This is a genomic window from Streptomyces sp. RLA131 (assembly GCF_056270125.1).
In genome coordinates, this window is sequence record NZ_JBWDOQ010000002.1 from 7,606,233 (window position 1) to 7,628,024 (window position 21,792).

Consider the following 21,792-nt stretch of genomic DNA (forward strand, 5'->3'; position numbering starts at 1 on the left):
GACGAGGCCCGTACCGCTGAAGCGGCCCTGGCCGGTGGCTCACTCTGCCTTGGAGAAGACGAACGCCGTGAAGTCGTTCTCGGCGACGCCGGCGATCTTCTCCTGGAGCGTCCACCGGCCCGTCGGGTTCAGCAGCTGTGCGACCGGCTTGCCGGGGATGTTGGCCCCGTAGAAGTAGCTGCTCTGCAGGAAGGACGACTGCGCGCCGGCGCCGTTGATCATGTCCGTCCACTCCTGCTCGGCGGCGGGATCCGTCTCGATGACGTCGTATCCCTGGTCGCGGGTACGGACCAGCGCGTCCATGACGAAGTCGACCTGGTCGCCGGAGTACCGCGGGTTGTTGCCCGTCGCGCCGTGCGGCCCGCCGGGGAAGAAGAAGTTCGGGAAACCGGCGGCCGTGACCCCGAGGTAGGTGCGCGGACCCTGCGCCCAGTAGTCCTCAAGGGCGACACCCTGCCGGCCGCGCACCCCAAGCCGCTTGAGTGCGCCGGTGCCGAAGTCGTATCCGGTCGCCCAGATGATGATGTCGAACTCCTGCACCCCTTCGGCGGTTTCGATCCCCGTCTCGGTGATGCGGATGATCGGTGTCTCGTTGATGTCGACGAGGGAGACGTTCGGCTTGTTGTACGTCTCGTAGTAGCCGGTCCCGAAGGGGGGCCGCCGCCCGCCGTAGCCGTGATCCTTGGGGATCAGCTTCTCGGCCGTCTTCGGGTCCTTGACGATGCCGCGGATCTTCCGGGCCATGAACTCGCACCACTCCGCGTTCACGGTGGGGTTCGACAGCATGTCCATGTAGTGCTCGGACAGCTTGGTGAAGCCGGGGCTGTTCCACTTCGTCTCGTAGAACTCCTGGCGCTGCTCCGGGGTGTCGTCCAGGCCGGAGCGCATGGTGATCTGGTGGAGGAACCCGCTCGGCGAGGTCTTCAGCGTGTCGCGGATCGACTCGAAGTTCGCCTTGAGCTCGGCCTGTTCCTCGGGTGTGATCGGCGCGTTGTTGAGCGGCGTGAGCCAGTCGGCCACCTTCTGATAGACCGTCAGCTGTGCCACGTCGTCCGCGATCGCGGAGATGATCTGCACCCCGCTGGATCCGGTGCCGATCTGGGCCACGCGCTTGCCGGAGAAGTCGACGGGCTCCTTCGGCCAGCGACCGGTGTGGTGCTGCTCACCGCGGAAGTGCTCGCGCCCCGGGATGGCGGGGATGAACGGCACCGAGAGGATGCCGGTCGCCGCGACGAGGAAGCGTGCCCGGAGCCTGGCGCCGTCCGCGGTGCCCACGCTCCATGTGCCGGACTGCTCGTCCCAGACGGCCGAGGTCACCTTGGTGTTGAACCGGATGTGGCGCCGCAGGTCGAACCGGTCGACCACGTGGTTGAAGTAGCGCTCGATCTCCGGCTGGCCCGCGAACTGCTCCGACCACTCCCACTCCTCCCACAGCTCCTTGGAGAACAGGTAGCCGTAGGTGTAGCTCTCGGAGTCGAAGCGCGCCTCGGGGTAGCGGTTCCAGTACCAGGTGCCGCCCACGCCGCTGCCTGCTTCGAGCAGCCTCACCGAGAACCCGGCTTCGCGGGCCTGGTGCAGCTGGTAGATGCCGGTGACGCCGGCCCCTATGACCAGCACGTCGACCTGGTCCCCCGGGCCGGCGTCCTGTCCCGGTGCGAGTGCGTGCGTGGCGGGCACGTCCAACGCGTCCGACGCCTTCGTCGATTCGCTCATCTGCTCTCCATGTTTCGACCGGTCGATCTAACTTTCCCCCGAGAGTAGATGAGGGGATGGGCCCGATCAACGGTGGTGACGTGAGAAGCGCGGTGCCTTCCCGTCCGGGAAGCACCTGCGGGCGGGTTACAGGCAGGTCATCTCGCCGCAACCTTGAATGTACCGACCGATTGGTCTAACTTCTGCTTACGTCGAGCACGGACAGTCGAGCACGGACAACGGCACGCGACGGGAGTCACGCATGAGCACCAACGACACCGAGGAACCCAACGCCGCCGGGTCCGCGAGCGCGGCGGCGGGGCCGGCTCCCGCCGGGTCCGGGGGCCCGGCCGACCTGCGCACCGCGGGCATCGAGGCCATGCGCGCGGCGCTGCCCGGGGTGTTCCCCGAGGGCGACCTCGACCTGCGGGACGGCCGTCTCGGAGAGGACCTCGTCGAGATCGGGCTGACCAGCGTCTGGGGCGCGCTGTGGGCCCGCGAGGGGCTAGGCCCCCGGGACCGCAGCCTGGTCACGCTGGGCATCCTGATCGCGCTCGGGGCCGAGACCGAGCTGAAGACCCATGTCCGGATCGGGCTGACCAACGGACTGACCAAGGACGAGATCGCCGAGGTCATCTACCACGCCAGCGGCTACACCGGCTTCCCCCGGGCGGTGGCGGCCCGCACCGCGGCCCGCGAGGCACTGGCCGACTGAGCCGCAGCCCCCGGACGGCACACCGAGCCCGGAGACGGAGTTCCTCTCGGTCTCCGGGCTCGCCGGTACCCCACTGACACCACGCGGACTAGGAGCGAAACATGTCACTGGAAGGAAAGGTCGCGGTCGTCACCGGCGGCGGCCGAGGAATCGGGCGGGGCATCGCGACCGTACTCGCGGCGCGGGGCGTCGCGGTCGCGGTCTGGGACCTGAACCTCGAAGGCGCCGAGGAGACCGTCGACGCGATCCGCAAGGCGGGCGGCACGGCGATCGCGGTCGCGGGCGACGCGGCCGACGCCACCGACGTGGCCGCCGCGGCCACCCGCACCCGTGGCGAGCTCGGGCCCGTCACGATCCTGGTCAACAACGCCGGGACGAGCGCGTACGAGCCCTTCACCGCCATCACCGAGGAGTCCTGGGACCGTCTGATCAGGATCAACCTCAAGGGGCCGTTCCTGGTCACGCGGGAGCTGGTGCCCGACATGCTCGAAGCGGGATGGGGCCGGATCATCAACATCTCCTCCTCGTCCGCGCAGACCGGAGCGCCCGCCATGGCCCACTACGCGTCGTCCAAGGGCGGTGTCATCGGCCTCACCAAGGCGCTCGCGATCGAGTACATAGAGAAGGGGATCACCGTCAACAACGTGCCGCCCGGGTTCATCGACACCCCCCTGGTGCGCGAGGGTCCCATCGATGTCGAGGCGGCCGCGGCCACGATGCCGATGAAGCGGGCAGGCCGGCCGGAGGACGTCGCCTACGCGGTCGCCTACCTCGCGTCCGAGGAGGCCGCGTATGTGACCGGCCAGACCCTCAGCGTCAACGGCGGGCGCTACCTGGTCTGAGCGCGCCGGCAGGTGGTGGTCGGGAGGGGCGCCCGGAGCGGACCGTCGCGGTCGCGCGGGCACCTCGCCGCCTGTTATTGATTGTACCGACCGATTGGTCTATTTTCGTTTGTGAGGCGGATGCCGCAATGAAGCTGCAAGGGGAGTCACCCATGAGGGTCGAGGACGACACCACCGAGGCGGCCGTATGACGGCCCCGGCCCGGGTCCTGGTGGTGGGCGCGTCCGCGTCCGGGCTGACCACCGTGGAGGCGCTGCGGCGCAAGGGGTACACGGGTGGGATCACGGTGCTCGGTGACGAGCCGCACGCCCCGTACGACCGGCCGCCGCTGTCCAAGCAGGTTCTCTCCGGTGCGTGGGAGCCGGTCAGGGCGACACTGCGGACCCCGGACGCTCTGTCGGCGCTGGACGCCGAGTTCGTCCTGGGGGACCCGGCGATCGGGCTGGACCCGGCGACGCGGACCGTGCGTACGGAGTTCGGACGTGACCTGCGGGCGGACGCGATCGTGATCGCCACCGGCGTACGGGCGCGGAAGCTGCCCGGTCAGACAGGCCTGGCCGGTGTGCATGTGCTGCGCACCCTCGACGACGCGCTGGCCCTGCGGAAGGACCTGCTGGCCGGCTCGCGGCTGGTGGTCGTCGGTGAGGGCGTCCTCGGCTCCGAGATCGCGGCCACCGCGCGGACGCTGGGCCTGGACGTGACCCTGGCCGGTCCGCTGTCGGGACCGCTGGCGCTGCAGGTGGGCCCGTTGGTGTCGGGACTGCTGGCGCAGCTGCACGACGAGCGCGGGGTGCGGCTGCGGCTGGGCAACGGCGTCGTGGGGCTGGCCGGTGAGCAAGGCCGGGTCACCGGCGTGGAGTTGAGCACGGGCGAGGTGCTGCCGGCCGATGTCGTGGTGGTCGCGATCGGAGCGTCCCCGGCGACGGACTGGCTGGCGGACAGCGGGCTGCTGATCGACAACGGCGTGGTGTGCGATTCGCGGTGCCGAGCGGCGCAGGGGATCTACGCGGTCGGTGACGTGGCCCGCTGGCATCACGAGGGGTTCGGCCGCCTGATCCGCCTGGAGAACCGGACGAACGTCACGGAGCAGGCCGCGGCCGTGGCCGGGGCGATCCTCGGGGAGGACCAGCCGTACGTGCCGGTCCCGTACTTCTGGACCGACCAGTTCGACGCGAAGCTCCAGGTGCACGGCCTGCTGCCCTCCGACGCGGACGTGGACATCGTCGAGGGTGATGTGGCCGCCCGGCGCTTCGTCGCGCGGTACCGCAGCGGCGGTGTGGTCACCGGTGTCCTCGGCTGGAACATGCCCAAGCAGACCCGCCTGCGCCGGCAGGAGATCACCGACCCCCGTCAGGCCCCCGCGCCCACTCACTGAACGATCTGGAGAGCTCCCATGAAGGTTGTCATCGACGAGGAGAAGTGCGTCGCCGCCGGGCAGTGCGTGGGTGCCGCCATGGAGGTGTTCGACCAGCGTGACGAGGACGGCATCGTCGTGCTGCTGAACGAGTATCCGCCGGCGGAGCTGGCCGAAGACGTGCGTAACGCGGCGGCGGTGTGTCCCGCGCTGGCGATCCGCATCGAGGAATGAAGCGTTCCCCCGACACCCCTGGAGGAAAGACCATGGCCGAGACAGAGACCGAACTGGCCGCCCCCGACCCGGAGGTTTTCGAGTACCCGGGGGAGAGGGACGGCAAGTGCCCGTACGCCCCGCCGGCCGGGCTCCTCGCACTCCACGACAAGGGCCCCGTGTCAAGGGGCCGGATCTGGGACGGCAGCACCCCGTGGCTCGTCACGGGCCACGCCGCGCAGCGCGTGATCCTGTCCGACCCCCGGGTGAGTTCGCACGACAAGCAGCCCGGGTTCCCGCATCCGAACCAGGCGATGGCGGAGAACGTCCAGCACCACCCGCTGACCATCTTCAACGCGGACGGGGCCGACCACTCACGGATCCGCCGCATGATGACGAGTCCGTTCACGCGCAACCGGATGGAGAAGCTGCGGCCGGAGATCCAGAGGTTCACCGACGAGCTCATCGACAAGATGCTGGCGGGCCCGAAGCCGGTGGACCTGGTGACCGCGCTGTCGCTGCCGCTGCCCTCGCTGATGATCTGCGCACTGCTCGGTGTGCCCTACGAGGACCACGACTTCTTCCAGGAGCACGCCTCCTTCGCGACCCGGAGTGACAAGACCGCCGAGCAGGACAGGGCGGCGATGGAGGCGCTGGGCGGCTACCTGGCCGGGCTGCTCCAGGCCAAGATGGAGGAGCCGACCGAGGACGTGATCTCGGACTTCGCCGCGCGGATCAAGGCGGGCGAGATCACTCTTCCCGACGCCACCCTGCTGTGCATGATCCTGCTGATCGCCGGTCACGAGACCAGCGCGAGCATGATCGCCCTGGGCACCGCCCTGCTCTTCGACAACCCGGAGCAGCTGGCGCTGCTGCGCGAGACGGACGACCCCAAGGTCGTGGCGAACGCGGTCGAGGAGATCCTGCGCTATCTGACCATCCCGCAGCTCGGGCAGCGGCGGATCGCCAGCGAGGACATCGAGATCGAGGGCGTGACCATCGGGGCCGGGGAGGGCATCATCGTCCCGCTGCCGGCGGGCAACTGGGACCCGGAGGCATTCCCCGAGCCGGCGAAGTTCGACATCACTCGCGAGGCGCGCCATCACCACGCGTTCGCCTGGGGCATCCACCAGTGCCTCGGCCAGCAGCTCGCCCGCATCGAGCTCCAGGTGGTGTACGGCACGCTCTACCGGCGTATCCCGACCCTGCGCCTCGCGGTCGACCGCGACGAACTCAAGTTCCGGAACGACGACGATCTCGCCTACGGCGTTCGCGAGCTGCCGGTCACCTGGTAGCGCGGACCGGGTCCCGGGCCTGAACGGCCGACCCGCCGACCGGGGAGGCGGCAGCGTGCGCGGAGCACGCTGCCGCCTCCCTCGTCGCCGTGGGCGTCATGCCGATACCGGCGGCGCCGGCCGGTGGGCGCGCCCGTACTGCTTCTTCTCGCCGGGCCTGGACGTACCGCGCGGGCTGCTCGGCCCCTTCGGGGGCACCGCTCGCCTCGGCCGCGCCGGGCCCGCCGCCCGCACCGCGGTCCGGGACATGGCCCGGGTCGGGGTCCTGGTCGGGGTCCTGGTCGGGCCGCCGGCGAAGACGAACAGACGCAGCACCAGGAACCGCCCGATTCCGGCGAGCCCGGCCGCGCCGAGGTAGACGGTCTGCTCGTACAGCGTCCCGGCCGAGGGCTGCACCATGCGCAGCACGGACATCGCGACGCAGGTCACCGCGTAGGCGGCCGTGGCCGACCCGGCCGACTGCCAGTGCCGGCGCCATCCGGCGCGCCGTCCGGCCCCGAAGGTGAAGCGCGCGTGGAGTTCCGTGCACAGGAGCGTGGAGGCGACGGTGATCAGCGCGTTGGCCACCGCCCAGGGCATCAGTGCGGCGAGAAGCGCCACGGTGGCGCTGGAGGCGACCCCGACACCGCCGCCGCACAGTACGAACCGGGCGAAGGATGCGAACGGACCTGGAGCGGCCGGGGCCGGGGCCGGGGGCGAGTCGTTCACGGCGGACTCCGGCCGCTCCATGCGCTGCGTCGCGTACGCCGTCCCGGGCTCTGACGAGAGCAGCGAAATCATGGGGGTTCCTTCCGGACGGAGACTGCGCCGATTTGCTTAACTCACTCAACTATAATCATGTTGATTGACTTAGGCAAGTGTATTGCGGGAGTGACGGCAGGCACCGCGGAGATCGCGCAGGGGGAGGGGATCGCGCGGGGGGAGGCCCTGTTCTCGTATGGCTACCGCCAGGTGGCGTGTGCGACAAGCTCCGAGGGCCTTGCTCCTGTGCCCCGGGGCGCGATCTGCGCCTCTCGGAGGCACGTTCACACGTCGCGGTGCCGCACGACGACCACAGCAAGTACAACCGCGATCAGCGGCCAGAGCGCGTACACGGCCCACGAGCCGGGGACAGTGGCGCTGTAGGCGAGCGAATGGGGATCCGGCGCCCAGTTCTGGACCAGGCGCTTCCATGCCGTGACCGGCATAGCGTGGCTTATGGCGGCGGACCAACGGGCGCTCTGCGAGAAGATCGGCGGCAGCATCACCAGGGTGAAGGCGCTGGTGACCATAGTGGTGGCGCTGTGCCTGATCAGAGTCCCGAAGCCGAGGCCGATCAGTGCGCAGACCGGGGCCAGCAGGGCGGACGCGATCAGCGCCCGGAGCACTCCGGGATGGGTGAGCGGAACCCCTGCCTGCTGCCCGTTCAGGATGGCTTGGGAGATCAGGAAGCAACCCGTGGAGATGACCGTGCCGACTGCGGTCCAGAGCGCGGCGGTGACGACCGCCTTGGCCAGCACCACCGCACCACGGGCGGGGACGGCCACGGTGGTGGTGCGAATCAGGCCGCTGCTGTACTCGCTCACGATGGTGAGGGCGCCGACGCTGCCGGCGACGAGCATCAGCGTCATGTAACCGGCCGCGGGGAACGCGACGAACACTTGGAATCCCTGATCGGCCCTTGCGGCCGGGCTCATCGTCCGGAGGTTGTTGATTTCCGCCAGTGCCGCTACAGCGGCGGACCCGATGACGAACAGGGCGGTGAGCGCGAGCGTCCACGGGGTCGAGCGCAGGGACCGCATCTTGATCCACTCGGAGGCGAGTAGGTCGCGGAAGCGGGCGGGCGGCTCGGCGACGGGTGCGGACGAGGTGGCCGTGGGGACGGAGGTGGCTGTGGTCATCGGAGCTGTCCTGCCTGGTATTCGACGCTGTCGGTGGTGAGTTCCATGAAGGCCTCCTCCAAGGAGGCGGTCCGGGTGGTCAGCTCGTTGAGCTGGATCCGGTTCTCGAAGGCGAGCGCTCCGATTCGGTCCGCCGGCAGCCCGGTCACGGCGAGCTTCTCGGTGTCCGGTGAGCCTTCCGGCTCGACTGAGGCGCCTGCGGTGGTCAGCACTGCTGCCAGCTCGGCGGCCTGCGGGGTGCCCACCACGACGCTGAAACAGGTGCTGCGGGCCGCGAAGTCCCTTACCGACTCGGCGGCGATGAGCCGGCCCCGGCCGATGACGACGAGCTGGTCGGCGGTGTTTTCCATCTCCGACATGAGATGGCTGGAGAGGAAGACCGTACGGCCCTCGGCCGCGAGGCGCCGGAAGAGGCGGCGCATCCAGAGCACGCCTTCCGGGTCCATGCCGTTGACCGGTTCGTCGAACATCAGCACCGGCGGGTCGCCGAGCAGTGCGGTGGCGATCCCGAGCCGCTGCTTCATGCCGAGCGAGAAGCCGCCGATGCGGCGGGGAGCGGCCTCGGCCAGGCCCACCTCGTGCAGCACCTCGTCGACCCGGCGCGGAGAGATCCCGTTGCTGCGGGCCAGGGCGGACAGGTGGGCCGCGGCGGTGCGTCCGCCGTGGACCTGGCCGGCGTCGAGGAGGGCGCCGACGTGCCGCAGGCCGCGCGGGTGGCTGCGGAAGGGGACGCCGCTGACTGTGGCGGCGCCGGTGGTGGGCGCGTCCAGGCCGAGGATCATCCGCAGGGTGGTGGTCTTACCGGCTCCGTTGGGGCCGAGGAAACAGGTGACCTGGCCCGGTCGCACGGTGAAGGACAGCTGGTCGACGGCGGTCTTGCCGCTGTAATGCTTGGTGAGTTCGTTGACTTCGATCACAGGGACAACCCTGCCGGGAGGGCCTCGTCCGGTCATGGGGTCGTGGGTGGCAATCGTGCGGCCGCCTTCGCCCGTGGGCGTACGTCCGCGGGCCGATCCCGCAGGGGCGGCGGCTGGATAGTGTCGCGGGATGGATGCCATACCGACCACCTCGTTCCTCGTGCGCGTCGCACAGCGCGGTCTCCCTCTTGAGAGGTCGCACCAGCGATGACGAGAACGAAGATCATGGCCTGGGTGGGAGGTGTCCTGTATCTCCTCGCGGTGGGTGTGCTCCTGGGAGGTGCACCGCGGGCTTCGGGCACGGTCCACGGTTTCGGGGCACTGCTTGCGGCGAGTCTGCTCGTCGGTGTGCTGCGACGCATGCCGCTCCTGGCTCTGTCCATAGCGCTCTTCGGGTCCACCGCCGTGGTGGTGGGCCCCCCGGGATCCGCCCGCGCGAGCCTGTCGGCCTCGTATCAGGGCCAGTTCCTGTCGTATCTGGCGGTGGACCTTGTCCTGGGCCTCATCGTCGCCACCTGCGCGCGGCGAGCTTCGATCGTCGCCGTGGCCGGATCCCTCATCGTCCAGCTCCTGGTCATCGCCGGCTTCTCGCATGGGGACAACCTGACCGTCAACGTCGTGATCGCCCTCCTGGCGATGGCCGCGGCCTGCACGGGTGGACTGTTGAGCCGCGAGCGCCGCGAGCACGCGGTGGCGCTGCGTTCACAGGAGGTGGCCGAGGCCGTGATCGCCGAACGGCTGCGGATCGCGCGGGAGTTGCACGACATGGTCGCGCACAGCATCGGCATCATCGCCATCCAGGCCGGGGCGGCGAGCCAGGTCATCCGGACCCGGCCCACGGAGGCCGGGGAGGCGTTGCGGGCCATCGAGGCCACCAGCAGGGAGACCCTGTCGGGTCTTCGGCGCACATTGGTGGCACTCCGTCAGGCAGACCCGGGCGCGGCGGCCTCGGGGAACCAGGCAGCCCTCGCGCCCTCGCCGGGTCTGGCGGACATCGACCGGCTGGTGGTGGCCACGGCCGACGCGGGGGTACATGTGGATGTGCGCCGCAGTGGGGAAGAGCGCCCCCTGCCGGCCGACATCGACCTGTCCGCCTTCCGTATCGTCCAGGAGGCGCTGACCAACGTGGTCCGCCACGCGGGCACCGGACGCTGTCGGGTGCTCATCGACTACGGGGACGAGGAGCTGTCCGTGGAGGTCGTCGACGATGGGCGCGGTGCCACCAAGAACAATTCGGCCCACGGCTTCGGTCTCGTGGGCATGCGGGAGCGGGTCGCCCTGTTGTACGGCGACCTCAGCGCCGGGCCGCGTCCCGAGGGCGGATTCCGGGTGACGGCCCGGCTGCCTCTGCCCGAACCCGCCGGAGTCGCGGTGGAAGCCCGATGACAGACAGTCCCGTACGCGTCGTGCTCGCCGACGACCAGCCACTGGTGCGGTCCGGCCTGCGCCTGATCATGGCCGATCACCCCGACCTGGAGGTTGTCGGCGAAGCCGCAACCGGTGCCGAGGCGGTCCAACTGGTCAGGGACACCGGCCCTGACGTCGTGGTGATGGACATCCGGATGCCCGGCATGGACGGGATCGAGGCCACTCGCCTGATCACCGCCGGACCGACCGCGACGCGCGTCCTCGTCCTGACCACGTTCGACGAGGACGACTACGTCTACGGCGCGCTGCGGGCCGGAGCGAGCGGCTTCGTGGTCAAGGACATGGCGCTGAACGACATCCTCGCGGCTATCCGCGTGGTCGCCGTCGGCGATGCACTGATCGCGCCGGGGGTCACGCGCCGACTGATCGCCGGCTTCGCCGGTCGCCCCCCGCGGCGCTCCCCGCGGCCTGTCGCGGGCATCACCGAGCGGGAGCGGGAAGTCCTGACCCTCATCGGGCGCGGCCGGACGAACACCGAGATCGCGGAGGACCTCTTCATCACGGTGGCCACCGCCAAGTCGCATGTGTCACGCCTGCTCACCAAACTGGGCGCCCGGGACCGGGTCCAGCTCGTGATCACCGCCTATGAGATGGGGCTCGTCACGCTGCCCGGCTGAGCAAGCACCCCGGCTTCGGCCAGGACCGGAGTCGCGGTGCTTGCTGCCTCCCCCTCTTCATGTGGTCTTCGAGCAGCGTCCAGACCTCGATCAGATCTTCTGGCTCCCAGTCCTGCCGCACCCGTGCTCCCTCGCCCAACCAGTTGGATCGCCACAGCGTGGCGAGGCGGAACCGGAGCAGAGCGCTACACGCCACCTGGCGGTAGACACCTCACGTTGTTAACTCGTCAAGCGGCAGCGGCAAGAAGTGTGGGGAACGCTGCTTCCTCATCGAACAGCTTGTGGTTCTGAAGGCAGTGGTAGAGCTGTCCGATCATGCGGTTGAAGAGGTTGCGCTCCGCGGCGGCGTGCCAGTCGCCGGCGTCGCGACGTCGTCGGTAGTGCGCGTTGGCCCCGGGCGAATGCCGGAGGGTGGCGAAGGCCCAGAGGTAGCCGGCGTGGTTGAGCCGGTCGTTTTTCACCCAACGCCGGGTGATGCTGGTCTTCTTGCCAGAGGCTCTGGTGATGGGCGGGGAGCCTGCGTAGGCCTTCATGCCCCGGGCGTCGGCGAAGCGGCTGCGGTCGTCCCCGATCTCGGCGAGCACCCGGGCGCCGAGCTGAACACCGAGGCTGGGGAAGCTAAGGATGATCTCAGCGTCCGGGTGCTGAGGGAACGTTTCCTGCACCGCCGCCTCAAGGTCGTCAGCAGCAGTGCAGGCCGCATCCAGCTGAACCAGGAGAGCGAGCATCTGTTTGCCGAGTGCGTCCTCGACCAGCGGCGGCTGGTGGGCCCAGCTGCCCCGGAAGACCTGTCGGAGCCGCTCAGCCTCAGCCTCGATGCCGCGCTGGCGGCCGGCCCGCTTGAGGGCGGCCCGGAGCTGCGTGCGGGTCAACCGGGCCGCGAGAGCCGCAGTTGGAGCGGCCTTCAGGAGCTCTCGGGCCTCCGGGCGGCACAGACCGTTCTTCCACGGTTCGAAGGCGGTCAGTGCAGCCGGAAAGAATTCCCGCAGCAGCGAGCGCAGCTGGTTGGAGATCTGCTGCCGATTCCACGTCGCGTCCTGCTGAGCACGGGCGAGGACGGAGATGGCGCGGGCCAGATCGGAGTCCTTGGGCAGCGGCCGGTGGGCGTGCATGTCTGTGCGCAGGATGTCGGCCAGGACAAGTGCGTCACCGGAGTCCGACTTCTTGCGGGAAACGCTGTGGCGGTCGCGGTAGCGGGCGGCGGACATCGGGTTGATCGCGAACACTTCTCGCTTCCCGGCCCGCAGTACCGCGACCAGGAGGCCGCGGGACGTCTCGATCGCCACCGGTATCGGGTTCTCTTCGCTGTCGCCGTACTCGGCAAGCAGGTCCAGCAGAAGCCGGTAGCCGGCCGAGTCATCGGGGATGTGTCGCTTGGCGAGTAACTCGCCGGTGTCGTCGACGAAGGCGACGTCGTGGTGTCGCTCTGCCCAGTCGATACCGCAGCAGATGGACATCTTCCCTCCCCATATTCGGGGTATATGTGCTGGTCACGAGCACATGCGGGCCACGCGTCGTGCTAATCCCAGGCCTCAGCCGGTGAGGGCAGGGCCGACACCTCACAAGTCGTTCGTGGCACCAGCGCACCACGCGGGCCCCGGTCTGTCGGTCTACGGCCAGGCTTTGCGCGCCAGCTATACGAAAGGCGTCCCTTCGACATCTCCTCGGGCAACGAGCTGAGCTATGCGATCAGCATCGTTGCTCGAACGGCCCCAGGGCTCAACGCCTGCCCCGTGGTGCCGCTAACAACGGATTAGCTATACGAGACAGGGCCGGGGAGGGGAGTTCGCGGCCCCCAGGGCGTGGCCGACCGCACCCTGGGGGCCTCAGGCGGACCGCGTGCTGTCGCGGCGGCGCCCTGTTACGTGATCAGCGGCAGCGCGGCGAAGGTGTGGCCGTGCCAGAGGCGGCGGGACGTCTCCTCCGGGTAGGCGGTGACCCGCGGGTCCGCGTCGAGGACCTGGACCAGGCGCCGCTGAGTGTCGTACGGGGGCCAGCCCGGGTCGCCCGTCGCGGCGAAGGCGGTCCAGGCCGCGCGGAAGCGCGACGACAGCGCCTGGGCCTCCGGTGACGGTTCGGAGCCGGCGAACAGCAGCGAGCCGAGGTCGGCGTCGAACGTGCCGAACAGCAGCGGTACGTCCAGGCCGTGGCAGGCGCCCAGGGCGCCGCCGTTGCCCGGGGCCGGCCAGGTCAGCTCGTACACGTGCGCGCGGCCGCCCCCGGCGATCTGGGCCTCGGCCAGGTGGAGTGAGGGCATGTTGAACAGCCAGTCGGTCTGGACCCGTTCGTACAGCTCGCCGGGTGAGGCGTCCGGGAAGGCGGCGCGGTAGGCCCGTTCGCCGTCCGGCCCCGGTCCGAACGTGCGCAGGGCCGCGGCCGCCTCCTCGTCGCCGATCTTCCCGAGTTGGCCGCCGAGGGCGACGAACAGCCGGAACTCGTCCCGGTTGTGCCCCGCGATCAGCTCCACGTCCCGTGCCGAGCCGGCCGCGAGCGCCTGCCAGGGTGTGGTCGGCAGCACCTCGCCGTCGACGACGGGGGAGAAGGGGGTCAGTGTCGGGGCGACCTGCCCCCACCTTTCCGCGTACTGGTGCATCTTGGGTGCCAACGCCTCTCCCGCTGCGGGCAGTTGACGTGGGTCCACGGTGGACAGGTCGGCGACCGTCGGCCGCCGGCCCGCCTCGGCGGCCAGGGCGGCGCCGATGTCCCGGGCCAGCTCGTCCGAGAAGTACGTGCCCGGCACGCTCTGCGCGACGGCACGCCGGAACAGCCCGGCCGCGCTCGGCATGGCCAGTAGCGAGGCGACCGAACCGGCTCCGGCCGACTCCCCGAAGACGGTGACCTGACGGGGGTCGCCGCCGAAGCCCGTGATGTTCTCCCGCACCCATTCCAGGGCCGCGACCTGGTCGAGCAGGCCGCGGTTGGCGGGCGCCCCGTCGATGTGGGCGAAGCCCTCGATGCCGACCCGGTAGTTGAGGGTGACCACCACCACGTCGCCGTCGTGGGCGATGCGCCGGGCGTCGTAGCCGGGGCTGCCGGAATGGCCGAGCTTGTAGGCGCCCCCGTGGATCCAGACCATCACCGGGCGGCGGGCGGCCGGGTCCGGGTCGGGCGTCCAGACGTTGACCGTCAGCCAGTCGTCGCCCATGGGCGCGTCCAGCACGCCGGTGCGGCCCTGGAACCCGGCCTCCTGCGGGGGCGGCGGCCCGAAGGTGAACGCGTCCCGTGTCCCGTCCCAGGCGAGGGCGGGCCGCGGAGCCTGGAACCGGGCATCCCCCACGGGCGGCTCGGCGAACGGGATGCCGCGGAAGACGGTCAGGCCGCCCTCCCGGCGCCCGCGCACCGTACCGGCGGTGGTACGCACCACAGGCTCGGCGGAACTCCCTGCCGAATCAACTGACTTGGCTGTCACCGTCTGACTCCTCACTGGTCGCTGGTGGAACGATACGGGTGCGGATACGGGTGCGGACGCGCCAGGCGTTCGCCTCCCGGGAGAGGCGAACGCCTGGCGCTCGGTGATCGGCGGGCGTCCCGCGCGGGGCGCTACGCCTTGGCGTCGGCCACCTCCGCGGCCCCGGCCGGAAGGCCGGCCCCCGCGGGGGCGGACGCCGCCTGCGAGTCGGCGGCGCGGCGGCGCGGGAGGAAGGAGGCCAGCAGGAGGGCGAGGAGGGCGGCACCGGCGCCGACGGCCATCACGGTTTTGAAGCCGTTCTCGGAGGGCAGGGCGGTGCTGCCGAAGGTGGTGGTCATCTGCGCCAGGATGACGCCGGCGAGGGCGCTGGCGAAGGACGTACCGATGGACCGCATCAGGGTGTTGAGGCTGTTGGCGGCGGCCGTCTCGGACGCGGGCACGGCGCCCATGATGAGCGCGGGCATCGCGCCGTACGCGAAGCCGACACCGGCGCCGATGACGCAGGAGACCAGGACGAGGTGCCAGACCTCGGACATCAGGACGATGTTCAGACCGTAGCCCGCTGCGACGATGACGGCGCCGAGCATCAGGGTGATCTTCGGGCCCTTGGTCTTGGAGATCGCGGCGGACAGCGGTGCCATCGCCATCATCACCAGGCCCTGCGGAGCCAGGACCAGGCCGACGGTCAGCATGGACCTGCCGAGGCCGTAGCCCGTCTGCTCGGGCAGCTGGAGCAGCTGCGGCAGGACCAGGGACATCGCGAACATCGAGAAGCCGAACGCCACCGAGGCGAGGTTGGTGAACAGCACCTGGCGGCGGGCGAGGGTGCGGAGGTCCACCAGCGGCTGGGCGGTGCGCAGTTCGAACGCCCCCCAGGCCAGGAGCACGACGACGGCGGTGGCGAACAGGCCGAGGACCGTGCCGCTGGTCCAGCCCCAGTCGGAGCCCTTGGAGACGGCCAGCAGCAGGGAGACAAGGGCGGTCGACAGGCCGATGGCACCGATCAGGTCGAAGCGGCCGCCGGCGCGCACCTTGGACTCGGGCACGATCGTCAGGACGAGGGCGAAGGCGACGGCGCCGAGGGCGGCCGAGGTCCAGAACAGGATGTGCCAGTCGAAGCGGTCGGCGACGAAGGCGGCGGTGGGCAGCCCCAGGGCGCCGCCCACACCCAGCGAGGCGCTCATCAGCGCGGTGGATCCGGTGAGCCGCTCGGCGGGCAGTACGTCGCGCATGACGCTGATGCCCAGCGGGACGACAGCGGCGGCCAGGCCCTGCAGGGTCCGTCCGATGATCATCGGGACCAGGGAGTCGCTCAGCGCGCAGACGACCGAACCGGCCACCAGCAGGACGATGCTGACCAGCAGCATGCGGCGCTTGCCGAACATGTCGCCGAGGCGGCCGACGACCGGCGTGGCGACGGAGGCGGCGAGCAGCGTGGCGGTGACCGCCCAGATGGTGTTCGACGCCGAGGCGTGGAGGAGTTTCGGCAGCTCCGGGACGATCGGGATCACCAGGGTCTGCATCAGCGAGACGACGATCCCGGCCAGGGCCAGCACCGCCACCACGGCGTTCGACTTCGGCGGGGCGGAGCCCCCGGCCTCGGCGGATCGGGCAAGTGCGTCGGACATGGCGGGGCCTCCGTCAGGGTCAGCAAATTGCTTAACTCACTCAACTATAAGCAGATTGATTGACTTAGGCAAGTGCGTCCTGCGGTGGAGGTGGAACGTGCTCGGCTACACGGTCTTCCCGGGCGCTCCGCCGGTGTCGGGGGAGGTCGGCAGCAGGTCGTGCAGCGCCTCGTACCCCTGGGAGCAGGCCGTCTGGGCGATCGCCCGGGAGACGGCGTCGGCCAGCGGGTGCGAGGACTCCCGCAGCAGGTCACGGGCCTTGTCGGTGAGCACCACCTCGACCCCGCGCCGGTCGCCGCACGTGGAGCGCCTGGTGATCAGTCCGGCGTGTTGCAGGCAGGCGACCTGATACGTCAGCCGTGTCTTGGGGCGGCCCAGCAGCTCCGCGATCTGCGTCATCCGCAGGCTGGCCCCGGGCTGGTCGGCGAGCAGGCACAGCACCAGGAACTCGTCGTGCGAGACGCCGAGGGCGTCCTTCACGCGGGAGCGCAGCTGCTGTTCGATCGCGCCGGCCGCGGCCAGCAGGCGCATCCAGGCCCGCAGTTCGGCCGGCAGCAGCCCGTCGTCGCCCGGCGGTCGGTGTGCGGGCGGGTCGGCGGGGGCTGGTGAGTTGGCCATGACGTCACAGTCTACCGGTTGTCCAATTTTGGATAAGTGGCTAGCGTGGGGTCATCCAAATTTGGACAACTGCCTGAGTCCTACCCACGGCCTCTGTCCACCACCCGTAACCATCAGGAGAAACCCCATGACCGTCGCTGTCGAAACCGGCCTGTGGCAGCTCGACCCCGCCCCCTCCACCGTCACCATCAAGCACAGGACGATGTGGGGCATGGTCACCGTGAAGGGCACCTTCACCGGCGTCACCGGTGAGGGCGAGGTCCGGGCCGACGGAACCGCCAGCGGCAGCATCACCCTGGACGCCGCGTCCCTGGACACCGCGAACGCCAAGCGCGACAAGCACCTCCGCTCCGCCGACCTCTTCGACGCGGACCAGCACCCCACCATCACGTTCGCCGTTCGCAAGGCCGTGGCCCGCCAGGACGACACCGTCGAGATCGACGGACAGCTCACGGTGCGCGGCATCAGCAAGCCGCAGTCCGTCGTGGCCCGGGTCGCCGACGCGGGCCCCGACGCGGTCACGCTGGCCGCGGAGTTCACCGTGGACCGGGACCGGTTCGGCATGGGATGGAACCAGATGGGCATGATCCGGGGCCTGACCACCGTCAGCGCGACCCTCGCCTTCAGGCCCGCGGCGGCGTGAGAGGCCTCCGGTCGCTCCGGCCCGACCCCGCCAGTACTTACTTCTGGAAAGTACCCAACCTGAAGTAAGGTACGTCCATGGCAGTGAGTCATGAGCTGAAGGCGCTGCAGGCGCTGGTACCGGATGTCAATGTGGCGAGCTGTCCCTCGCGGCTGGTCCTGGAACATGTCACCAGCCGCTGGGGTGTCCTGGTGCTGGCCACGCTGATCGACGGCACCCACCGCTTCAGCGAGCTGCGCCGCGCGGTCGGCGGGGTCAGCGAGAAGATGCTGGCCCAGACCCTCCAGACCCTGGAGCGGGACGGCTTCGTGCACCGCGAGGCGCATCCCGTCATCCCGCCGCACGTCGACTACTCCCTCACGCCGATCGGCGAGGAGGCCGCCCGCCAGGTGTGGTCGCTGGCCCGGTGGGTGGAAAGCCGCGTCCCGGACGTCATGGACGCCCGGGACACGTACGACAGGGCCAAGCAGGGCTGAACGCGGGGCGGCCTCGCCTCATGGTGCCGGGACCCGCGTCCGCCGGGGCCGTCACCAGGCGACCGGACGACCTCGAACCCCTGGCCCGGCAGGTGGGGAACGGCGACTCGGGCGTTCCCCACCCCGGCCGCCGCACGGGTCGGCCCTCCACTCGGGAATGCCGCGATGAGACCCCGAGCGGCTGTGCGCAGTGTTCCGATTTCGCCACGCTGCGATCGCGTCCAGGAGATACGTGGCCTCCGGCCGCGGAGGCCACGTATCTCCGCGAAAACCCGTTGGCGGACCACGGCGACCACTGCTAGTTTTCCGGAGGCCGTGCGAGAGACCGAGGAGGTGGTACCCGTGAAAGCAGTATCGACATGGGTGCTCCCCTCCGGGGTCACGGTCGGACGGTAGGTCGTCCGGGAGCGCCGTTCAAGAGCACTCCCGAAAGGCACGACCATGCGATTCACTTCCGAACAGCGCCTCGACGACGGCGTCCTCGAACGCGAATTCACCCTCGGCGAGATCCCCGGCACCCTGTGGACGTCCCAATCCGCCGCACCGGCCCCGCTGATCCTGACCGGCCACAACGGCGGTTTGCACAGGCGGGAATCACGGCTGGTGGCCCGAGCCCGGCAATCCGCGGTGTACGGCTACGCGGTGGCCGCCATCGACGCCCCCGGGCACGGGGACCGGCCCCGTTCCGCCGTCGATGAGCAGGCTCGCGCCGACCTCCGCCGGGCGATGCAGGCCGGCGAACCGGTCGATGAGATCTTCGAATCCTTCGTCGGCCCGCTGGTCGAAAAGACGGTCCCGGAATGGCGGACCACCCTGGACGCCCTCCTTTCGCTGCCCGAGATCGGCGGCCCGGTCGGGTACTCGGGGTGGACCGCCGTCGGCATTCGGCTGGCGGTGGTCGAGCCGCGCATCGTGGCCGCCGGTTTCTTCGCCGGGGGTTACGTGCCCCGCGCCCAGCGCGAGGAGGCCCGGCAGGTCACCGTTCCGCTGCTGTTCCTGCTGCAGTGGGACGACGAAGGGAACCCCCGGCAGCGGGCCCTGGACCTGTTCGACGCCTTCGGCACCGAGGAGAAGACGCTGCACGCCAATCTGGGCGGGCACGCCGGCACCCCGTGGTTCGAGGTGGACGACGGGGACCGGTTCTTCGCCCGGCACCTGAAGTGAGGCCGGGCCGTCGGGCCGGCAGCAGCCGGTAGGCGGTGTCGGCCAGGAGGCCGCTCGTCGAGGACAGGTCCCGGCCTCCCTGGATGCGGTGGCCGGCAGACGCACAACCGCCCCGATCGCGGCGGTACCGGCCATCGGCGGTAGCGGCCGGTCGGGGCGGCGCTCGGCCGCCAGCGCCTCCTCCCGAGTGGAGGGCCGGGTCAGGTGCCTGCTCGACGGCCCCCGGGCCGGGTGATCACAGGGCGATCGCCCGATAGCTCAGAGCCGCCTCCACGATCGCCTCGGCCGAAGCCTCCCGGAGCCGGGCCGGTGGGTGGAAGACCAGGTCGGCTGCTCGCGGGTGGGGCACATTGACGTCGAACAGCAGCAGGTAGTAGCCGGCTTCGGGGTGGCCGGCCGTGATTCCGCGGACGATCTCGACGAGCTCCTCCCGCGTGACGCCGGGCACCTTCGGCCGGGCCGGCCGGGCGGCTTCCCGGGCGAAGTCCTCCAGGTCGCGTCCGCTGTCGTACGCGGCGAAGTCCAGAGGCGAGTAGTCGTGCCCGGTCCGTTCGTTGAAGGCGGTGATCGCCTCGTCCGCCGGGCCGCCGCCGGCGACCAGGTTCGAGATCTGTCCGATCTCCGCGCGGATCCCGGCAAGGTGCCGGTGGTCCACGGGTGGCGGCAGCAGTTCCGGGCGCAGGTCCATGCCCCTCATTGTGCGGGCGGGGCCGTGGTCAGTGCGGCGGTTCGTCGGCGAGGGCGGCCCGGCAGCGGTTGAGGTAGCTCTCCAGGGCGGTGCGCTCGTGGGGGGCGAGGTCGCCGAGCATGCGCTGTTCCAGGGTGTCCATCGGCGGGTCGTAGGCGGCCAGCAGTTCGCGGCCGGCGTCGGTCAGGCTGATGAGCAGTACGCGGCGGTTGTCCGGGTCGCGGCGGCGGTCGATCAGGCCGCGCCGCTGCAGGGTGGTGACCATGTCGGCCATGGACTGGGCGGTGACGAAGGAGTTGCGGGCCAGTTGGGCGGAGCTGAGCCCGTCGCGGCGGCGCAGCACGGTCAGGGCGGTGTACTGCAGGGCCGTGATGCCGGTCGGCTTGAGCAGCTCGTCCATGTGGGCGCGAGCGGCGAGTTCGACCTGTTTGACGGCGTACATCAGGGACGGCCGGGGGAGTCCGGCCGGACTGCCGGGCCCGCCGGCCCCGTCGTCGGCCGTGCGCGCGGTGTGTGTCGCCACGTGCGCCCTCCAGAGCTGCTCGACATTCAGACTTCCTGATTATCCCTACCCCCTTGCGTTGGCGGTCATGGGGGGTAATTATCAGGAAACCTGTTGGTCGCAGCGGTGCGGCCGGCATCAGCGCGGTGCGCGTACCCGCACCGGGAAGGCGAGCGGGTCATGTCCGTGAACAGGCCTACGATCGAGCCGGGCAGGCTCTTCATCGACGGGGAATGGCGCGAGGCGGCGGCCAAGGGCAGGCGTGACGTCGTCGATCCGGCCACCGGCACGGTCGTCACCACGGTCGCCGAGGCGGACGCGGCCGACCTCGACGCGGCGGTCACCGCCGCCCGCCGGGCCTTCGACGAGGGCCCCTGGCCGCGGACCCCGGGCCGCGAGCGGGCCCGCGTCCTGCACCGCGTCGCGGACCTGATCCGCAGGCGTGAGGACGAACTCGTCGCCGTGGAGAGCCTCGACGTCGGCAAGCCGGTCAGCCTGGCCCGCGCCGTCGATGTGGCGACCGCGGCCGAGGAGTACGAGTACTACTCCGCGATGGCCCAGAGCGTCGACGGCTCCACCCGGCAGATCCCGATCCCCTCGCACGCCTACACCCGGCGCGAACCGCTGGGTGTCGTCGCGGCCATCACCCCTTTCAACTTCCCCCTGATCCTGAGCAGTTCCAAGCTGGCCCCGGCCCTGGCGGCCGGCAACACGGTGGTCCACAAGCCCGCCGAGGACACCCCGCTCAGCGCCCTGCTGATGGCCGAGATCCTCGCCGAGGCCGGGGTGCCGGACGGCGTGCTCAACGTGGTCACCGGCAGCGGCGCGGTGGTCGGCGAGGCGCTGCTCCGCCACCCGGGGGTCGACAAGATCGTGTTCACCGGCTCCACCGAGGTCGGCCGGCACGCGGCCGCCACGGCGGGCGAGGCACTCAAGTCCGTCACCATGGAGCTGGGCGGCAACGCGGCCAACATCGTCTTCGAGGACGCCGACCTGGAGCAGGCGATCGGCGCCGTCATCAAGGGCTTCGTCTTCAACACCGGCCAGTTCTGCATGGGCGGTCCGCGCCTGCTGGTCCACCGCTCCCTGCACGACACCGTGCTGGGCATCCTCGAAGGCGCCGTCGCCGGGGTCCCGGTCGGGGCGCCCTCCGACCCGGCGACCGTCGTCGGCCCGATGGCCGGCCGCCGGCACCTGGAGAAGGTCGAGGAGTACGTGCGCCTCGCCCGGCAGGAGGGCGGCCGTATCGTCGTCGGCGGCGAGCGGCTCGACCTCGACGGCGGCTACTACTACCGGCCCACCGTCATCGCCGGCCTCGGCAACGACTCGCGGGTCGTGCAGGAGGAGGTCTTCGGGCCCGTCCTTACTGTCCAGCCCTTCGACACCGAGGACGAGGCGGTCACCCTCGCCAACAGCACCCCGTACGGCCTCGCCGCCGGTCTGCAGACCCGGGACCTGGCGCGCGCCCACCGCGTCGCCGCCCGCCTTCAGGCCGGCATCGTCTGGGTCAACGACTGGGCGATGCTCGACCCGGCCATCCCGTTCGGCGGCGTCAAGCAGTCCGGTTTCGGCCGCGAGTACGGGCCCGAGGCGCTGGAGTCGTACACCAGGGTCAAGTCCGTCGTCATCTCCCTGGCCTGAGGCCGCTCGCCGCCTCCCGCCCGCCGCCCACCCGCGGTTCGCTCTTCCCCCTCTTCCCCCGCTGGAGCAC

21 protein-coding genes are annotated in these 21,792 nt (G+C 70.5%); 11 read left to right on the forward strand and 10 right to left on the reverse strand.

Features of this window, described 5'->3' with window-relative positions; genetic code table 11:
* Positions 1-39: 39 nt before the first annotated feature.
* On the reverse strand, positions 40-1,713 hold the full coding sequence (locus RWE79_RS35425; RefSeq protein ID WP_475944258.1) for a flavin-containing monooxygenase: 1,674 nt from the start codon (positions 1,711-1,713) through the stop codon (positions 40-42).
* Positions 1,714-1,954: 241 nt separating this feature from the next.
* On the opposite strand from RWE79_RS35425, the gene RWE79_RS35430 reads away from it, so the two are divergent.
* The 5 genes from RWE79_RS35430 (at position 1,955) to RWE79_RS35450 (ending at position 6,111) form a co-directional block, all read left to right on the forward strand.
* Entirely contained in the window at positions 1,955-2,407 is a 453-nt protein-coding gene (locus RWE79_RS35430; RefSeq protein ID WP_475944260.1) for a carboxymuconolactone decarboxylase family protein, read from the forward strand.
* 101 nt (positions 2,408-2,508) lie between these two features.
* Positions 2,509-3,249 (forward strand): SDR family NAD(P)-dependent oxidoreductase, encoded by a 741-nt coding sequence (locus RWE79_RS35435; RefSeq protein ID WP_475944262.1) that lies wholly within the window; start codon positions 2,509-2,511, stop codon positions 3,247-3,249.
* Between the two features lie 187 nt (positions 3,250-3,436).
* On the forward strand, positions 3,437-4,624 hold the full coding sequence (locus RWE79_RS35440; protein ID WP_475944264.1) for an NAD(P)/FAD-dependent oxidoreductase: 1,188 nt from the start codon (positions 3,437-3,439) through the stop codon (positions 4,622-4,624).
* Between the two features lie 18 nt (positions 4,625-4,642).
* A complete protein-coding gene (locus RWE79_RS35445; protein ID WP_475944266.1) occupies positions 4,643-4,837 on the forward strand; it encodes a ferredoxin in 195 nt (64 codons plus the stop codon).
* Between the two features lie 32 nt (positions 4,838-4,869).
* Complete coding sequence (locus RWE79_RS35450; RefSeq protein ID WP_475944268.1) at positions 4,870-6,111, forward strand: cytochrome P450; 1,242 nt, start codon at positions 4,870-4,872, stop codon at positions 6,109-6,111.
* 96 nt (positions 6,112-6,207) lie between these two features.
* Here RWE79_RS35450 and RWE79_RS35455 read toward each other — a convergent pair whose 3' ends face one another.
* The 3 genes from RWE79_RS35455 to RWE79_RS35465 all read right to left on the reverse strand — a co-directional run bounded on the left by RWE79_RS35455 (position 6,208) and on the right by RWE79_RS35465 (position 8,908).
* Complete coding sequence (locus tag RWE79_RS35455) at positions 6,208-6,891, reverse strand: GtrA domain-containing protein (RefSeq protein WP_475944270.1); 684 nt, start codon at positions 6,889-6,891, stop codon at positions 6,208-6,210.
* A 245-nt stretch (positions 6,892-7,136) separates the two neighbouring features.
* Positions 7,137-7,991, reverse strand: coding sequence for an ABC transporter permease (locus tag RWE79_RS35460; protein ID WP_475944272.1), 855 nt, complete (start codon positions 7,989-7,991; stop codon positions 7,137-7,139).
* A complete protein-coding gene (locus RWE79_RS35465) occupies positions 7,988-8,908 on the reverse strand; it encodes an ABC transporter ATP-binding protein (protein ID WP_475944274.1) in 921 nt (306 codons plus the stop codon). Before RWE79_RS35465 ends, RWE79_RS35460 begins: the two co-directional genes overlap by 4 nt.
* 207 nt (positions 8,909-9,115) lie before the next feature.
* Between RWE79_RS35465 and RWE79_RS35470 the strand changes: the two genes are divergently transcribed.
* A complete protein-coding gene (locus RWE79_RS35470; protein WP_475944277.1) occupies positions 9,116-10,294 on the forward strand; it encodes an ATP-binding protein in 1,179 nt (392 codons plus the stop codon).
* A complete protein-coding gene (locus RWE79_RS35475; protein WP_475944279.1) occupies positions 10,291-10,953 on the forward strand; it encodes a response regulator in 663 nt (220 codons plus the stop codon). The genes RWE79_RS35470 and RWE79_RS35475 overlap by 4 nt, the downstream gene beginning before the upstream one ends.
* A gap of 227 nt (positions 10,954-11,180) precedes the next feature.
* Here RWE79_RS35475 and RWE79_RS35480 read toward each other — a convergent pair whose 3' ends face one another.
* From RWE79_RS35480 to RWE79_RS35495, 4 genes are all read right to left on the reverse strand, one after another.
* The gene (locus tag RWE79_RS35480) at positions 11,181-12,410 is read right to left on the reverse strand and encodes an IS110 family RNA-guided transposase (RefSeq protein ID WP_475944281.1); all 1,230 of its coding nucleotides are present in this window, start codon (positions 12,408-12,410) and stop codon (positions 11,181-11,183) included.
* Positions 12,411-12,814: 404 nt separating this feature from the next.
* A complete protein-coding gene (locus tag RWE79_RS35485) occupies positions 12,815-14,317 on the reverse strand; it encodes a carboxylesterase/lipase family protein (protein ID WP_475944283.1) in 1,503 nt (500 codons plus the stop codon).
* 176 nt (positions 14,318-14,493) lie between these two features.
* On the reverse strand, positions 14,494-15,990 hold the full coding sequence (locus RWE79_RS35490; protein ID WP_475944285.1) for an MFS transporter: 1,497 nt from the start codon (positions 15,988-15,990) through the stop codon (positions 14,494-14,496).
* Between the two features lie 105 nt (positions 15,991-16,095).
* On the reverse strand, positions 16,096-16,608 hold the full coding sequence (locus tag RWE79_RS35495; protein ID WP_475944287.1) for a MarR family winged helix-turn-helix transcriptional regulator: 513 nt from the start codon (positions 16,606-16,608) through the stop codon (positions 16,096-16,098).
* A 127-nt stretch (positions 16,609-16,735) separates the two neighbouring features.
* Between RWE79_RS35495 and RWE79_RS35500 the strand changes: the two genes are divergently transcribed.
* The 3 genes from RWE79_RS35500 (at position 16,736) to RWE79_RS35510 (ending at position 18,891) form a co-directional block, all read left to right on the forward strand.
* Positions 16,736-17,251: a YceI family protein gene (locus RWE79_RS35500; protein ID WP_475944289.1), complete on the forward strand. Its 516-nt coding sequence runs from the start codon at positions 16,736-16,738 to the stop codon at positions 17,249-17,251.
* Positions 17,252-17,328: 77 nt separating this feature from the next.
* Positions 17,329-17,727, forward strand: coding sequence for a winged helix-turn-helix transcriptional regulator (locus RWE79_RS35505; protein ID WP_475944291.1), 399 nt, complete (start codon positions 17,329-17,331; stop codon positions 17,725-17,727).
* Between the two features lie 441 nt (positions 17,728-18,168).
* Positions 18,169-18,891 carry a dienelactone hydrolase family protein gene (locus RWE79_RS35510; protein WP_475944293.1) on the forward strand — a complete coding sequence of 241 codons (723 nt, stop codon included), beginning with the start codon at positions 18,169-18,171 and terminating at the stop codon, positions 18,889-18,891.
* A 235-nt stretch (positions 18,892-19,126) separates the two neighbouring features.
* Here RWE79_RS35510 and RWE79_RS35515 read toward each other — a convergent pair whose 3' ends face one another.
* Positions 19,127-19,579, reverse strand: a complete 453-nt coding sequence (locus tag RWE79_RS35515; protein ID WP_475944294.1) for a hypothetical protein — start codon at positions 19,577-19,579, stop codon at positions 19,127-19,129.
* 28 nt (positions 19,580-19,607) lie between these two features.
* Positions 19,608-20,021 carry a MarR family winged helix-turn-helix transcriptional regulator gene (locus RWE79_RS35520; RefSeq protein WP_475946305.1) on the reverse strand — a complete coding sequence of 138 codons (414 nt, stop codon included), beginning with the start codon at positions 20,019-20,021 and terminating at the stop codon, positions 19,608-19,610.
* Between the two features lie 240 nt (positions 20,022-20,261).
* Between RWE79_RS35520 and RWE79_RS35525 the strand changes: the two genes are divergently transcribed.
* A complete protein-coding gene (locus RWE79_RS35525) occupies positions 20,262-21,722 on the forward strand; it encodes an aldehyde dehydrogenase family protein (RefSeq protein WP_475944295.1) in 1,461 nt (486 codons plus the stop codon).
* Positions 21,723-21,792 lie beyond the last annotated feature (70 nt).

Excerpts from the sequence above, each read along its gene's own strand:
- RWE79_RS35455 (WP_475944270.1), bottom strand. The coding sequence starts at position 6,891 with ATGATTTCGCTGCTCTCGTCAGAGCCCGGGACGGCGTACGCGACGCAG.
- RWE79_RS35450 (WP_475944268.1), top strand. The coding sequence starts at position 4,870 with ATGGCCGAGACAGAGACCGAACTGGCCGCCCCCGACCCGGAGGTTTTC.
- RWE79_RS35470 (WP_475944277.1), top strand. The coding sequence starts at position 9,116 with ATGACGAGAACGAAGATCATGGCCTGGGTGGGAGGTGTCCTGTATCTC.
- RWE79_RS35490 (WP_475944285.1), bottom strand. The coding sequence starts at position 15,990 with ATGTCCGACGCACTTGCCCGATCCGCCGAGGCCGGGGGCTCCGCCCCG.
- RWE79_RS35480 (WP_475944281.1), bottom strand. The coding sequence starts at position 12,410 with ATGTCCATCTGCTGCGGTATCGACTGGGCAGAGCGACACCACGACGTC.
- RWE79_RS35425 (WP_475944258.1), bottom strand. The coding sequence starts at position 1,713 with ATGAGCGAATCGACGAAGGCGTCGGACGCGTTGGACGTGCCCGCCACG.
- RWE79_RS35435 (WP_475944262.1), top strand. The coding sequence starts at position 2,509 with ATGTCACTGGAAGGAAAGGTCGCGGTCGTCACCGGCGGCGGCCGAGGA.
- RWE79_RS35440 (WP_475944264.1), top strand. The coding sequence starts at position 3,437 with ATGACGGCCCCGGCCCGGGTCCTGGTGGTGGGCGCGTCCGCGTCCGGG.
- RWE79_RS35445 (WP_475944266.1), top strand. The coding sequence starts at position 4,643 with ATGAAGGTTGTCATCGACGAGGAGAAGTGCGTCGCCGCCGGGCAGTGC.
- RWE79_RS35460 (WP_475944272.1), bottom strand. The coding sequence starts at position 7,991 with ATGACCACAGCCACCTCCGTCCCCACGGCCACCTCGTCCGCACCCGTC.
- RWE79_RS35430 (WP_475944260.1), top strand. The coding sequence starts at position 1,955 with ATGAGCACCAACGACACCGAGGAACCCAACGCCGCCGGGTCCGCGAGC.
- RWE79_RS35475 (WP_475944279.1), top strand. The coding sequence starts at position 10,291 with ATGACAGACAGTCCCGTACGCGTCGTGCTCGCCGACGACCAGCCACTG.
- RWE79_RS35500 (WP_475944289.1), top strand. The coding sequence starts at position 16,736 with ATGACCGTCGCTGTCGAAACCGGCCTGTGGCAGCTCGACCCCGCCCCC.
- RWE79_RS35520 (WP_475946305.1), bottom strand. The coding sequence starts at position 20,021 with ATGTACGCCGTCAAACAGGTCGAACTCGCCGCTCGCGCCCACATGGAC.
- RWE79_RS35505 (WP_475944291.1), top strand. The coding sequence starts at position 17,329 with ATGGCAGTGAGTCATGAGCTGAAGGCGCTGCAGGCGCTGGTACCGGAT.
- RWE79_RS35495 (WP_475944287.1), bottom strand. The coding sequence starts at position 16,608 with ATGGCCAACTCACCAGCCCCCGCCGACCCGCCCGCACACCGACCGCCG.
- RWE79_RS35515 (WP_475944294.1), bottom strand. The coding sequence starts at position 19,579 with ATGGACCTGCGCCCGGAACTGCTGCCGCCACCCGTGGACCACCGGCAC.
- RWE79_RS35525 (WP_475944295.1), top strand. The coding sequence starts at position 20,262 with ATGTCCGTGAACAGGCCTACGATCGAGCCGGGCAGGCTCTTCATCGAC.
- RWE79_RS35510 (WP_475944293.1), top strand. The coding sequence starts at position 18,169 with ATGCGATTCACTTCCGAACAGCGCCTCGACGACGGCGTCCTCGAACGC.